11 protein-coding genes are annotated in these 13,483 nt (G+C 48.1%); 9 read left to right on the top strand and 2 right to left on the bottom strand.

Features of this window, described 5'->3' with window-relative positions:
* Positions 1-75: 75 nt before the first annotated feature.
* From argB to argH, 5 genes are all read left to right on the top strand, one after another.
* A complete protein-coding gene (gene argB, locus NSQ20_RS28610; protein WP_017692001.1) occupies positions 76-915 on the top strand; it encodes an acetylglutamate kinase in 840 nt (279 codons plus the stop codon).
* Between the two features lie 402 nt (positions 916-1,317).
* Positions 1,318-2,571, top strand: coding sequence for an aspartate aminotransferase family protein (locus tag NSQ20_RS28605; protein ID WP_076319191.1), 1,254 nt, complete (start codon positions 1,318-1,320; stop codon positions 2,569-2,571).
* A 199-nt stretch (positions 2,572-2,770) separates the two neighbouring features.
* On the top strand, positions 2,771-3,736 hold the full coding sequence (argF, locus tag NSQ20_RS28600) for an ornithine carbamoyltransferase (protein WP_340031270.1): 966 nt from the start codon (positions 2,771-2,773) through the stop codon (positions 3,734-3,736).
* A 287-nt stretch (positions 3,737-4,023) separates the two neighbouring features.
* Positions 4,024-5,259, top strand: a complete 1,236-nt coding sequence (locus tag NSQ20_RS28595; RefSeq protein WP_017692004.1) for an argininosuccinate synthase — start codon at positions 4,024-4,026, stop codon at positions 5,257-5,259.
* 107 nt (positions 5,260-5,366) lie between these two features.
* Positions 5,367-6,770: an argininosuccinate lyase gene (gene argH, locus NSQ20_RS28590; RefSeq protein ID WP_036612430.1), complete on the top strand. Its 1,404-nt coding sequence runs from the start codon at positions 5,367-5,369 to the stop codon at positions 6,768-6,770.
* A 208-nt stretch (positions 6,771-6,978) separates the two neighbouring features.
* On the opposite strand, the gene NSQ20_RS28585 is transcribed toward argH, so the two are convergent.
* Positions 6,979-7,767, bottom strand: a complete 789-nt coding sequence (locus tag NSQ20_RS28585; protein WP_340031269.1) for an alpha/beta hydrolase family protein — start codon at positions 7,765-7,767, stop codon at positions 6,979-6,981.
* Between the two features lie 274 nt (positions 7,768-8,041).
* Here NSQ20_RS28585 and NSQ20_RS28580 point away from each other — a divergent pair, with 274 nt between their 5' ends.
* The 4 genes from NSQ20_RS28580 to NSQ20_RS28565 all read left to right on the top strand — a co-directional run bounded on the left by NSQ20_RS28580 (position 8,042) and on the right by NSQ20_RS28565 (position 11,752).
* Positions 8,042-8,665 (top strand): YhbD family protein, encoded by a 624-nt coding sequence (locus NSQ20_RS28580; RefSeq protein WP_036612427.1) that lies wholly within the window; start codon positions 8,042-8,044, stop codon positions 8,663-8,665.
* A 14-nt stretch (positions 8,666-8,679) separates the two neighbouring features.
* Positions 8,680-9,408: a polymer-forming cytoskeletal protein gene (locus tag NSQ20_RS28575; protein WP_127551501.1), complete on the top strand. Its 729-nt coding sequence runs from the start codon at positions 8,680-8,682 to the stop codon at positions 9,406-9,408.
* A 34-nt stretch (positions 9,409-9,442) separates the two neighbouring features.
* Complete coding sequence (locus NSQ20_RS28570) at positions 9,443-10,126, top strand: hypothetical protein (protein WP_340031268.1); 684 nt, start codon at positions 9,443-9,445, stop codon at positions 10,124-10,126.
* A 72-nt stretch (positions 10,127-10,198) separates the two neighbouring features.
* The gene (locus tag NSQ20_RS28565) at positions 10,199-11,752 is read left to right on the top strand and encodes an MDR family MFS transporter (protein WP_076319186.1); all 1,554 of its coding nucleotides are present in this window, start codon (positions 10,199-10,201) and stop codon (positions 11,750-11,752) included.
* A gap of 214 nt (positions 11,753-11,966) precedes the next feature.
* Here NSQ20_RS28565 and NSQ20_RS28560 read toward each other — a convergent pair whose 3' ends face one another.
* Complete coding sequence (locus NSQ20_RS28560; RefSeq protein ID WP_340031267.1) at positions 11,967-13,400, bottom strand: VanW family protein; 1,434 nt, start codon at positions 13,398-13,400, stop codon at positions 11,967-11,969.
* Between the last annotated feature and the right edge of the window lie 83 nt (positions 13,401-13,483).

The raw sequence follows: 13,483 nt of genomic DNA, 5'->3' as shown, positions 1-13,483 counted from the left end.
TACCAGGCTTTGTGACCGTATAAAAGTGTTATATTTTTTTGAATATAATTTTTACTATGATAGGAGCTTGCCCTCATGAATTCAACAATGCCAAACGAGAGTACCGCAACGGAAGCGAGCACAGAGAAACAGATGTTTGTCATGAAATGTGGAGGCAGCACGCTGGCAGCATTGCCCGAGTCTTTCTTTGCGGATCTGCGTGATTTGCAGTCTCAGGGCACGCAACCGGTAATCGTGCATGGTGGAGGTCCTGCGATCTCGGATAACCTGGCGAAGCTTGGTATCGAAACCGAATTCGTTAATGGCCTACGCAAAACGACTGAACCTGTGCTGGACGTAGTGGAGATGGTGCTTGCAGGCAGTATCAACAAGCAGATCGTGCGCCTGATTCAGCGTGTGGGCGGTCGTGCACTAGGCTTGTCTGGCGTGGACGGTGGTCTGATTCAGGCTAAACCTGTTACAAACCACGCAGAGATCGGTTGGGTAGGCGATGTCACTGGTGTGAACGCAGAGATTATCCAAGGCATCGTGAACATGGGATACATGCCAGTTATCGCACCAGTTGGCGTAGATGCAACTGGACAACGCTATAACATAAATGCAGATACAGCTGCCGGTGCAGTGGCGTCTCATCTCGGCGTAAGTCGGATGATTGTCGTGACCGACGTTCCAGGCATCATGAAGAACGTAGGCGGCGAGAAAAAAGTACTGCCATCCGTATCTGTACAAGAGATTGAGGACATGATCCAGACCGGAGAAATCTATGGCGGTATGATTCCCAAAGTACGTGCAGCAATTGCATGTATTCATGGCCAAGTACGTGAGGTCGTCATCGTAGACGGCAGCGAACCCCAAATCCTGAGCCGAGTGCTCGGCGGAGAAATCATCGGAACAAGAATCATCCGTATGCAATAATTTGCTCGATACGCTAGGGTCTTAATAGTCTTATTTAAATAAAAAAATATGTGCACGGCTTTTTTATATAAGAAATCTAATATTACACTCACAATATCGTAGGGTGCAGAACCAATCTGAAGAATAAAAATGCATAACGGAGAGGACAGAAATAACCTGAAGAAGCGGAGCTAAAAGCTTTCTGAAAGAAAGCTACTTCGTAAGCATCAGCTCGCCTTTATCACAGGATTTTCCCCATTGAAGGGGAATAAAAAAAATCCGGGGATAACAGCGATCGGAAGGTTGTTCTGTCATCGAAGTGGAAGTGTGCATACGTTCGGAAGATGGACTGCAATCGAAGAGGTTTAGTGTTATGTTTTATTCACCTTAGGCGTGCACAAACCAATAAGGAGTGATATGGTCATGGCAAAAGGCAACGAACAGCCAGGTTCTGGCACAGCAGTAGCGGGCGCAACAGCAACAGGTGCAGCCGCACAGACGGAAAGCTCGCTTTTCCAAACGTATGCGCGTTATCCAATCAGTCTGGTCAAAGGTAAAGGCAGCTGGTTGTGGGATGACCAGGGCAACCGTTATCTCGATTTTATGTGCGGACTCGCTGTAACTAGCCTGGGCCATGCACCGGAGAAAGTTGGAGCCAAGCTGAAAGCTCAGATTGATGAGTTGTGGCATGTGTCCAACCTGTTCCAGATTCCAGGCCAGGAGAAAGCAGCAGCATTGCTGACAGCCAATACGTGCGCTGATGCAGTTTTCTTCTGCAACAGTGGTGCCGAAGCGAATGAAGCAGCTATCAAAGTTGCACGTCGTTATCACCAAAAGGTGAAAGGCACAGATCGCTATGAAGTGATCACCTTTGCCCAGTCCTTCCATGGACGGACACTCGCAACGCTGACAGCAACCGGACAGGATAAGGTGAAAGAAGGATTTTTACCATTGCCAGCCGGATTTGTAACTGTACCTTTGCATGATATCCCTGCTCTTGAAGCGGTAATTGGACCCAACACAGCAGCTATTATGCTGGAAATGGTTCAGGCCGAGGGTGGTGTATATCCGGTTGAACCGGAATTCGTCAAACATGTACGGAAATTGTGTGACGAGCATGGGTTGCTGTTGATTGTCGATGAAGTACAAACAGGAATGGGACGTACGGGTAAACTGTTTGCGCACGAACATTATGGCATTGAGCCAGACGTGTTCACCGTTGCCAAAGGTATCGGCAGTGGTTTCCCTGTAGGCGCGATGTTGGGTAAAGGTTTCCTGCGGGATGCATTCACGCCAGGTAGCCATGCGACAACATTTGGTGGAACACCACTAGCTTCATCCGTTGTAATCGCAACAATCGAAACGATGCTGGAAGATCGTTTGCCAGAGCGTGCAGCGGAGATGGGTGAATATCTGATGAGCTCCCTGCGGAATCGTTTGGCGGGTAATTCCTTTGTGAAGGAAGTTCGTGGCTTGGGATTGTTAGTCGGCATCGAATGTGCTGAGCCGGTAGGTGATATTGTACTTGCTGGGCAAAAACGCGGGATTTTGTTTGTCTCTGCAGGACCGAATGTGATCCGTTTGCTTCCGAACCTGTATGTGAGCAAAGAAGAGATCGACGAGGCAGTATCGCTGGTAGCCACATTGATCGAAGAGCACGTAGCGGCGAAAGCCTAACATAAAAAAATGATAACCTTTCTGTCTCGAGGCCATTCCCGGCCTCGAAGCAGAACGAGATGATGAATCCCTGTAGCCGCGCGGTGAAATTGCAGAAGGCGGGAATGAATAAACTCGAGAAGCATCGAGACAAAGTGTTGACGGTGCTCTCTTCTGCCCATGCGGGTGCAGGGAACCGGAAATAAGGAGGACATTATACATGACAGCACAACAGACGGAAAAGATTCAGAAGATTGATCTGAGAGGCCGGGATTTTATCGAATTCACGGACTACACAGCAGAGGAGATTCGTTATCTGCTTGATCTCGCAATTGAGATTAAAGGCAAACAAAAAAGCGGTGTACCTTTTCAACCGTTGAAAGGCAAAACGATCGGACTTATTTTTGAAAAATCATCCACACGTACGCGTGTATCCTTTGAAGTGGGTATGTTCCAATTGGGCGGACACGCGCTCTTCCTGAGCAAAAATGATATCCAGCTGGGTCGCGGGGAAACAACACATGATACAGCCAAAGTATTGTCCCGTTACCTGGACGGCATCATGATCCGTACCTTTGGACACCATAATGTAACTGAACTGGCAGAGCATGCGGATGTTCCGGTCATTAACGGCCTGAGCGATGCAGCGCATCCTTGTCAGGTACTGGCAGACTTCCAAACGGTGCTGGAGCACAAAGGCAAGCTGGCAGGTCTGAAAATGGCCTACATCGGAGATGGCAACAACATGGCACACTCCCTGATGCTCGGTGCAGCGAAGATGGGTATGCATGTTGCTGTCGCAACGCCAGAAGGTTATGAGCCGGATAGTGCAGTTGTGGAGCAGGCGCGCATTATCGCACAGGAGAGCGGTTCTGAAGTGATTGTAACCTACAGTGCACAAGAAGCAGCCAAAGATGCAGATATCGTGTATACGGATGTATGGGCGAGCATGGGCTTTGAGGAAGAGCAAAAGATTCGTGAGCAGGCATTTGCGGCATATCAAGTGGACGAGGAACTGATGAAAGGCGCGAAGCCAGACTACATGTTCTTGCATTGTCTGCCAGCACACCGCGGCGAAGAAGTGAGTGCCGGTGTAATTGACGGACCGAACTCCCTGATCTTTGATCAGGCGGAGAATCGCTTGCATGCACAGAAAGCATTAATGGCTGCATTAATGAGCGAATAGATGCTATTTGCCTTTATGGGTTGATTTTAGGCGCAGATTTCGCGATGATAGATTCATCTATAATGTACTTTAAAAAGTTAATTAAATAAGAAGCATACACAAACACGGAGAGACAGAAAAAGCCTGAAGAAGCGAAGCGTTCACCTTTATCCCCGGATTTTACCCTTTGTCATAAAGGGATGAAAAAAATCTGGGGATAACAGTGATCGGAAGGATTTTCTGGCTCGTAGGATTCAGTGTATGAAGGCTCTGTTTAACTTAACTGATCTTGGGGAGGACCATTGAACATGGCTAAGGAAAAAATTGTACTCGCGTATTCAGGCGGGTTGGACACATCTGTAATTTTGAAATGGTTGAAAGAAACGTATGATGCAGAGATTATCGCATTCACAGCGGATATTGGACAAAAGGATGAATTAGACGGTTTGGAGGAAAAAGCACTGGCAACAGGCGCTTCCAAAGTATACATTGACGATCTGCGCGATGAATTCGCAAAAGATTTCATCTATCCAATGTTCCAAGCTGGTGCCCTTTATGAAGGACAATACCTGCTTGGTACAAGTATCGCTCGTCCACTGATCGCTAAACGCATGGTGGATATCGCTCGTGCAGAAGGTGCTACAGCCATCGCTCACGGCGCTACAGGTAAAGGTAATGACCAAGTTCGCTTTGAGCTGAACGCGGCTGCGCTGACACCAGATATTAACGTAATTGCACCTTGGCGTCTGGAAGAATTCCGTAACCAATTCCCGGGACGTGCCGAGATGATCGCGTACGCTGAGAAACATGGTATTCCGGTAACCGCTTCTGCGGCTAAACCATACTCCACAGACCGTAACTTGCTGCATATCAGCTATGAGAGCGGTGTGCTCGAAGATCCTTGGTTCGATCCAAGCGCGGACGAGAACAAAGACATGTTCCTGCTGAGCAGTGCACCTGAAGATGCACCAGATCAAGCGGAATATGTTGAACTGGAATTCGAACAAGGTGACTGTGTTGCACTGAACGGTGAGCGCCTGAGCCCACTGCAAGTGATGGAGCAACTGAACGAGCTGGGTGGCAAACATGGTATTGGCCGTGTAGATATGGTTGAGAACCGTTTTGTTGGTATGAAGAGCCGTGGCGTGTACGAAACACCAGGTGGAACAATCTTGTTCACCGCACATCGCAAAATGGAGTCCATCACGATGGACCGTGAAGTGATGAACCTGCGTGATAGCCTGATCACACGTTACAGCACACTCGTTTACAACGGCTTCTGGTTCGCACCGGAACGTCTGGCGCTGCAAGCGCTGGTGACTGAAAGTCAGAAGAACGTTACAGGTACAGTTCGTGTGAAACTCTACAAAGGCAACATCATCGGCGCAGGTGTTAAAAGTCCTGTCAGTCTCTACAATCCGGACATCGCAACGATGGAAGCTGATCCAACGCAAGCCTACGATCAAGGTGATGCAACAGGCTTTATCCGCCTGAATGCACTGCGTTTGAAAGTAAACTCCGGCGTGGAGCAAAACAAAAACTAATTTCAACCTGCATCTATAGAGCTATATCAATATAAATGACAAGGCAGGCCGTTCTTGCACATCTGGCAGGAGCGGCTTTGTCCATGAGCGAAAGGGGAGTACTCACTGTGAGCAAGTTGTGGGGAGGACGTTTTACAAAACAAACCAATCATTTGGTTGAGGAATATACGGCATCGATCAATTTTGACAAGGCTTTGGCTGAGGAAGATATTCAGGGCAGTCTGGCCCATGTGACGATGCTGGGCAAATGCGGCATTCTTCCGGCGGAAGATGTAGAGACGATCAAAGAAGGATTGATCACCGTTCTGCACAAAATCCGTGCGGGCGAAGTGGAATTCTCCGTATCGGACGAAGACATCCACATGAATATTGAGAAAAACCTGATCGAGACGATTGGTCCTGTAGGCGGTAAATTACATACAGGCCGTAGCCGGAACGATCAAGTTGCAACAGATATGCACCTATACCTGCGCGAACGCGTGGTTGGATTTGTAGGCATGCTGCATTCCTTGCAGGAAGCACTGATTGGACAAGCAAAAGATAACCTAGATACCATCGTACCGGGTTATACGCATCTTCAACGGGCACAGCCAATTCTGTTCGCACATCACCTGATGGCGTATGTATCCATGTTCCAACGGGATGCGGAGCGTCTGATGGACAGCTACAAACGCATTAACATCCTGCCACTGGGCGCAGGTGCGCTCGCGGGCACAACATTCCCGATTGACCGTCATTTTGTCGCGGAACAACTGGGCTTTGATGGCGTGTACGAGAACAGTCTGGACGCAGTAAGTGACCGTGACTTTATCGTTGAGTTCTTGGCGGCGGCTTCGCTGATCATGACTCACTTGTCCCGTCTGAGTGAAGAGCTGGTATTGTGGAGCAGCACGGAGTTTGGTTTTGTGGAATTGGACGACGCATTCTGCACAGGCAGCAGCATCATGCCACAGAAGAAAAACCCGGACGTTCCTGAACTCGTGCGTGGTAAAACAGGACGTGTGTACGGCAACCTGATCGGTTTGCTGACGGTACTGAAATCTCTTCCACTGGCATACAACAAAGACATGCAGGAAGACAAAGAAGGTATGTTTGACACAGTAGCGACGCTGGAGGGTGCGCTGCAACTGTTTGCTCCAATGATCGCGACAATGACAGTGAACAAGGATCGCATGCGTCAAGCGGTCAACCAGGATTTCTCCAACGCTACGGATATTGCCGACTTCCTCGTGGGAGAAGGCTTGCCTTTCCGTCAGGCGCATGAAGTGATTGGTAAAACGGTACTGTACTGCATCCAGAACAGCAAGTATTTGCTGGATCTGACGATTGATGAATTTCGTCAGTTCTCACCACTGTTTGATGACCGGATCTATGATGTGTTGCAACCGGAAGCGGTAGTGAACGCTCGTAATGTTTACGGCGGGACAGCTTCGGGTCAAGTTGCTGAAGCGATTGGACGCAGTGAGAAGGTACTGGAGATCACCGAGCAATGGATTACGAACCGCGGTTAATACCACCGCTACTATAAGGTAAACTTACAGATACAACAGTACAACACAAAGAAGCAGGCCAGAGAACTTTGTTCTCAACGGCCTGCTTCTTTGTGTTGTACAGCGATGTGCTCTAGATATATTGAACTCAACCGCGAACGGAAGGTAGGTTGTTCTACTATCGGAGTACCAGTTTAGTTACTCCTGGTAGCTCCATTGCAATTCTCCACTAATCGCGCTTTTGTAAAGGCAACCATTTCAATACATCCTGAATCTTGGCATCCCAGTAGCCCCACTCATGTTCACCAGGCCCTTCATCGTATGTCAGTTCGAAGTTCGTCTGTTCACAGGCTTGACGGAAGGTTTGATTATCCTCATACAGGAAATCTTCCGTTCCGCAGCATTGGTAGAGCAAAGGTCGAGGACTTTCGCTAGATTGGCTTTCTTTTAACAGATGGATCAGATCGTTCTCTGTACCTGCCACCTGTGGTCCGAAAATACGTTGTAACTCCGTCTGTTGCAATGCTGAGGATGCGTTTCTATCCATATGTGCAGACATATCGAGTGCTCCAGACAAACTGGCAGCAGCCGCATATTGATCTGGTTTACGAAGGGCCAGCTTGAACGCCCCATAGCCACCCATGGATAATCCGGCAACGAAATTGTCCTCCCGTTGGTCTGAGAGTGGGAAGAAAGAACGAGCAAGTGCCGGCAGTTCTTCACTGATAAAGCTCCAATAACGTCCGCCTTCTACCATATCTGTATAGAAGCTGCGGTGAACCTGTGGCATAACAACGGCGATCCCGAGGTTGGCCACATAACGTTCGATGGAAGTCCGACGCAGCCAGATGGAATCATCATCAGACAGGCCGTGCAGCAGGTACAGGGTTGGGTGTAGTCCTTTGCCAGTCACATTCTCCATACCGATCTGATTGTGGGTTTGTTGCGGCAGAATGACATGCATGCTGGTGCTAAGCCCGAGCGTATCCGAGTAAAAATCACATTTAATAAGTGCCATGAGTATAAGAAACCCCTTTCATAAGTTCGTTAACCAAGTGTTCTGACATGAGACGATGGGATGAAAATCGGATGCCTAGGCCTCCAAAGTGTTTATATGTAACAGGTTATACGCATTACGCTTCCATTGCAATAACAAGATCTACAGTAGAAAACAAAGAATTTCACACCAGTGGTTAAAGTGGAAATCTGTAATCTGATCATCGATTTTTCAATCTGATTTACAACATAACAATGTTATGTTACACTCATTTCAATAAAAAGGGGGACCATATATGACGGATGATTTGATCTCCAAGAAAGAATTGTTGGACCTGACAGGAATCTCATACGGCCAGTTGTACCGCTGGAAGCGGAAAAATCTCATTCCGGAAGAATGGTTCATTCGGAAGTCGTCCTATACCGGACAAGAGACTTTTTTTCCCAAACAACAGATTTTACTGCGCATTGACAAGATTCTCAATATGAAAGACGGATTATCGCTGGATGAGCTGGCAGACGTGTTCTCACCTACGTTGGGTGAAGTAGAGATGTCTGCACAGCAACTATTAGAGCGAAACATTGTTTCACAGATCTCGCTGGATCTGTTAAAAGAAGCAGGTCGAGAACAACCGCTGTATGCTTTGGAGCAGATTATGATGCTCTATGTCCTTGATAAGCTGTTAATGAGCGGAGATATTACTCGGCAAGAGGGTGCGTTGCTGATCGAAGTGATGTCCGAACATTATTATCGTTTTACAGGCAAACCCAGCGAACTCGTGCTTATTCGTAAGATGGGTGTTCCTTCATTCATGCTGGTAACAGCAGGAACGGAGTTTTATTTTGACAATGGTGTGAAAGTGGTTCTTAGGCAGCCGATGGGAACATTTATGGAAGAATTAAAACTCAAATTGGGATAAGGAGAGGATCATCTATGGAAGAGCGGAATAAGCGGAATGATCTGAATGTGGCTGGCATAAGTCAAACGGCAGGCGGGAATTTTCACCGTGTATCTATCGATGGCATGGCTAAGGTGAACGGCAACCTGGACTGCACCTCTATGGAAGTGAATGGAACATTGAAGATGCACGGCGCTTTGACCTCTGAGAGTGTAGCGATTAACGGCATGTGCACGTTGAATGGACCTCTGACCAGTTCTCGTGTTCGGGTGGATGGCATGACGACGATTAACGGAGATCTCCATAGCCCTGAACTTGAAGTGAACGGAAAGTGTACCGTACGTGGAAGAGTAGATGGGGAACGAATTGATATTGGCGGTGTGATCGATATTGAAGGGGATGTCCAATGTGAGTCCCTGAATGTACGGGGCAATATTAAGATCAGCGGCTTACTGAATGCGGGAACAGTGGAGATCAGGCTGCATACATCTTCTTCGGCTAAAGAGATTGGCGGAGAGCGTATCGATATTCGTCGCAAGGAACAACAGAATGGCTTTTGGAAAAGTATTGGTCTGGGCGGGACCCCTTCATTTAAGACATCCTTAATTGAGGGTGATGAGATTGTGCTGGAAGATACCGAAGCTGACATTGTGCGGGGGAGTAACATTCTTATCGGTCGCGGCTGTAACATCAGACTGGTTGAGTATTCAGGTGAACTTGAGGTAGATCAGGATGCCAAGGTGGGCAGCAGTCAGCGAATTTAAAGTTTGGATATGGAGAGAAAGGGATGGGATCGACATGAATAACAATCATGGGCGTTCATTGGACAAAAAAATGGATATCAGCATCGTTGGTGATGGCAGTTCTTCTGGTGGCGTATACGGCAAGATCAAGGTCGTAGGGGACGCGTCCTTTAACGACAATCTATCTTGTGATCGATTCAAATGTACGGGTACATCGGTCATATACGGATCGCTTGAATCCACAGATATTAAAATTACCGGAACCCTTACTCTGACAGAGCGAGAGGCCAGCAACGGTGGTGAGGATGGAATCCAGGCATCTGGCCTGCATGCCAAAGCTGAGCATATAAAAGTGGTCGGTGAACTTCATCTGTCAGGGGATTGTCAGGCAGAAAATATCAAGCTGAACGGGCGTTTGACGATAGCGGGGATGCTCAGCGCTGAACAAATGACGCTCAAAATCATGGGTCCATCCGAGGTCAAGGAAATGGGTGGTTCCATCATCTCGGTGAAGAGTGGCCGGTTGAATGACTTGTTTACGGGGAATAAATCAATTCTCAAGGCACAGATTATCGAAGGTGATGACATTGAATTAGAGAATACGGAGGCCGAGACTGTCCGTGGCGATAAAATAAAAATCGGTCCTGGCTGCCGGATTGGTACAGTGGAATACCGTTCATCTCTGCAAATTCATCCGCAATCGGAAGTTTTGCTGCAAAGCAATCGGTCCTTGGACTGATTAACGCAGACTTCTTTTCGGATATACTAATGCAGTCATATGAATAGAGCGTGAATGGAGAGATTGAGTACAATGGCTGCACGTAAAAACAGTATTGGATTGGTGCTGGCAGGGTTACTGCTCAGCATACTAATGGCTTCGATGGATAATACCATCGTGGCAACAGCTATGGGGGATATTGTCGGGAAGCTGGGTGGGCTCGACAAGTTCGTCTGGGTTACCTCCGCGTACATGGTGGCTGAGATGGCAGGGATGCCGATCTTCGGTAAGTTATCCGATATGTATGGACGGAAGAAGTTTTTTGTATTTGGTATTATTGTGTTTATGCTTGGCTCAGCGCTGTGCGGAACGGCAACGTCTATTGTGGAATTGACGATGTACAGAGCGATTCAAGGTATTGGTGCGGGGGCCCTGGTGCCGATTGCCTTTACGATCATGTTTGATGTCGTTGCACCAGAATCTCGTGGTAAATTGGGTGGATTGTTTGGAGCCGTCTTTGGCCTCTCCAGCGTATTCGGACCTCTGCTCGGTGCTTACATTACCCAGTATGCGACATGGGAATGGGTATTCTATATCAACCTGCCGCTAGGCTTGATTGCATTTGTGTTCATTGCGTTCTTTTATAAAGAATCCCATCAGCATCAATCCCAACAGATCGACTGGCTGGGTGCTGTAACACTGATCGGTGCTGTTGTGTGCCTGATCTTTGGTCTGGAACTGGGCGGCAAAACATTTGCCTGGGGTTCGTGGCAGATTCTTGGCTTGTTTGCCGGATTTGTAGCATTAGCGCTGCTCTTCCTTTTTGCAGAAACCAAAGCCAAAGAACCAATCATCTCTTTCAGCATGTTCCGCAACCGGGTCTACTGGTCCAGTAACGTTATTGGTATGTTCAGTGGTGCGGCGTTCATTACAGCATCCGTGTACATTCCGATCTTCATACAGGGGGTACTCGGTGGTAAAGCGACCAACTCCGGTCTTGTGCTGCTGCCCATGATGCTTGGGTCTGTTGTGACGGCGTCCCTGGGCGGGGTGCTGATGACCAAAATCAAGTATCGCAATATCATGATCCCTACGTTAGCTTTACTTGTCATTGGACTTGGATTGCTGACCACACTGGATGAGAATTCTTCCCTTTGGACGATACGTATCTACATGGTGATGGTTGGTCTGGGTGTCGGTGCGTCGTTCTCTGTACTTAGCAATGCAGCCATGAACGCATTTGAACCGCAAAGGCGCGGAGCAGCAAGCTCCACACTTAACTTTTTGCGGTCCCTCGGTATGACGATGGGCATTACGATCTTTGGTATCGTACAGAGCCAGGTATTTACGCGTAAAATGAACGATGCTCTCGCTGGTTCAGCTGCGGAAGCAGGTGGTGCTTCAGCGGGTGGCGTGCCGCAGGGAGTGGACCTGACCGATCCGCATGCGTTACTCTCACCAGAACTCAGACAGGCGATTCCGCCTCAGGTGCTGGATACCATCACACATGCCTTGTCTTCTTCCATCGTGCAGTTATTTGCCTGGGCTGTGATTCCGGCTGCACTCGCGTTGGTCGCTTCCTTCTTCATGGGAAGAGAGAAGATGGTTGTAGGCGAAGAGCAAGGCGAATACACCGGCGGTCACTAAACCGTAATGCAGTAAACTAACTATAAGTTAAAGGTAGTAAAGCTGATCGTAGCTTGGTAAAACTCGAATAACATATCTTAAACCATAAAAAGACACACTTCTCGCGTATCCTTAAAAGGGACGGGAAGTGTGTCTTTTTGTTTTCGTAGGATCAGTTTATCCTAGAATGCATGAATTACGGATTGAACTCTTTTGGCTGCTTCAGAAAAGGAGCCTAAGGCTGTTTCGTATCGCTAATCCCGTCCTCGACCACAGAAGGCCCTTGTGGGTCAGGTAGGCTGCTATGACCGGAGCGGGCAATTAGACGATTCTGAGCTTTGTACGTGTCCCGTGTAATCGTTTTGGATTCGACCACTTTGCCGTCCAGCCTCTTGGTTCTTACCGTCTCCACAATATATCCAGGCTGTCCGTCTTGCAGCACCTGCTGTGCACCATCAGGCAGTACCGTACTGGACACATACTTTACCGGAACACTTAATGTTTCAATGGTGCGAGATTCAAGTGCATAGCTGACATTCTCCGGGAAGGTGCCGAAAAATTTCACCATCAATTGATGGTTCTTCACCTCTGCATGAATGAGTAAGGATTTTCCTGTATTGTTCTTGAAGCGAAAATTGATGGCTCCCGAGGCAAAGGTGGCATCCAGTCCTTTGGGCAAATATTTGACCGGCAGGGAATGGTTGCGACGCTCAATAATATCAAGACCCGTCAATAGCGCTGCGTTATACACCGTACTGGATACCTGACAGATTCCCCCGCCAATTCCGGGGGTTAGTCTGCCATTAACAATGACCGGGGCCTCACGAAACCCATACTCCTTTTCAGCTTTACGGACGACCTTCTCATAATCGAATGTGGCATCTGGTGGCAAAATCATGCCGTTAATCGCTTCCGCTGCTGCGCTGACATTATGTATCCGGCCTTCACTACTATTGCCCAGACCCGTGGAGAACTGGATGATCTTTCGGTCAATGCCTTCCTGGCGCAGCGAATCAAGAGTTACTTCAGGTTTCAGCGTATACAGTGGTACCTGGATCAGCAATGGGGCTGGTTTTTCATCCGGGTTCAGTACACTGAAATCTCGGTGCAACTTGGTCTGAATGAGACTTGTGAGTGTATCCCAATCAATGCGGCGGACGCCCTTTTCCGGGATATACTGGACTTTGTCACTTGTGGTAATGCGGCGAACAGCGTCCGCAGGTGTACCGAAGGTTTCTTTTTCCCAGGCAGGGCTGAGATGTTCTTGGAGTGGTCTTGAGTTGTAGGTCATATCGAGAGAGAACTCTTTCGGAAAATGATAACGTGCATAAGCGCGTTCCCACAGGTTACCTTCCTCCAGCTGTTGTATCGCGGATTTCAAGCTGTTAACGTTGTAGCTCACCCCCACCTGAGCTGCGCTATACGACATCGTCTGGGGGTTGGGTTCAGTCACTTCAAAGGTGACAGGCCAGTCCTCCAGCTTTTGGATCTGTTCATCCAATTCATGCAATACGTTCTTACGATTCTTCCCCTCCACCAGCATCTCGCCAACGTGAACGTTTTTGGGCAGGGCAGGCTGATTCACGTACATATACAACAATCCATAGGACGCGGAGCCGATCAAGAGGATGGAGAATAGAACAATGACCGTCAAATGTATTTTTTTCATAACCGTACGCTCCTTTATACTTCAGTTGTTCCCGACTTTGTAACACTTTCTATATATATGATCCAATGCAGGAAAACTTTCGG

The organism is Paenibacillus sp. FSL K6-1122 (genome assembly GCF_037977015.1).
GTDB lineage: Bacteria > Bacillota > Bacilli > Paenibacillales > Paenibacillaceae > Paenibacillus > Paenibacillus amylolyticus.
This window is presented reverse-complemented; position numbering and strand designations above follow the sequence as displayed.

Excerpts from the sequence above, each read along its gene's own strand:
- argB (WP_017692001.1), top strand. The coding sequence starts at position 76 with ATGAATTCAACAATGCCAAACGAGAGTACCGCAACGGAAGCGAGCACA.
- NSQ20_RS28605 (WP_076319191.1), top strand. The coding sequence starts at position 1,318 with ATGGCAAAAGGCAACGAACAGCCAGGTTCTGGCACAGCAGTAGCGGGC.
- argF (WP_340031270.1), top strand. The coding sequence starts at position 2,771 with ATGACAGCACAACAGACGGAAAAGATTCAGAAGATTGATCTGAGAGGC.
- NSQ20_RS28595 (WP_017692004.1), top strand. The coding sequence starts at position 4,024 with ATGGCTAAGGAAAAAATTGTACTCGCGTATTCAGGCGGGTTGGACACA.
- NSQ20_RS28585 (WP_340031269.1), bottom strand. The coding sequence starts at position 7,767 with ATGGCACTTATTAAATGTGATTTTTACTCGGATACGCTCGGGCTTAGC.
- NSQ20_RS28580 (WP_036612427.1), top strand. The coding sequence starts at position 8,042 with ATGACGGATGATTTGATCTCCAAGAAAGAATTGTTGGACCTGACAGGA.
- NSQ20_RS28575 (WP_127551501.1), top strand. The coding sequence starts at position 8,680 with ATGGAAGAGCGGAATAAGCGGAATGATCTGAATGTGGCTGGCATAAGT.
- NSQ20_RS28570 (WP_340031268.1), top strand. The coding sequence starts at position 9,443 with ATGAATAACAATCATGGGCGTTCATTGGACAAAAAAATGGATATCAGC.
- NSQ20_RS28565 (WP_076319186.1), top strand. The coding sequence starts at position 10,199 with ATGGCTGCACGTAAAAACAGTATTGGATTGGTGCTGGCAGGGTTACTG.
- NSQ20_RS28560 (WP_340031267.1), bottom strand. The coding sequence starts at position 13,400 with ATGAAAAAAATACATTTGACGGTCATTGTTCTATTCTCCATCCTCTTG.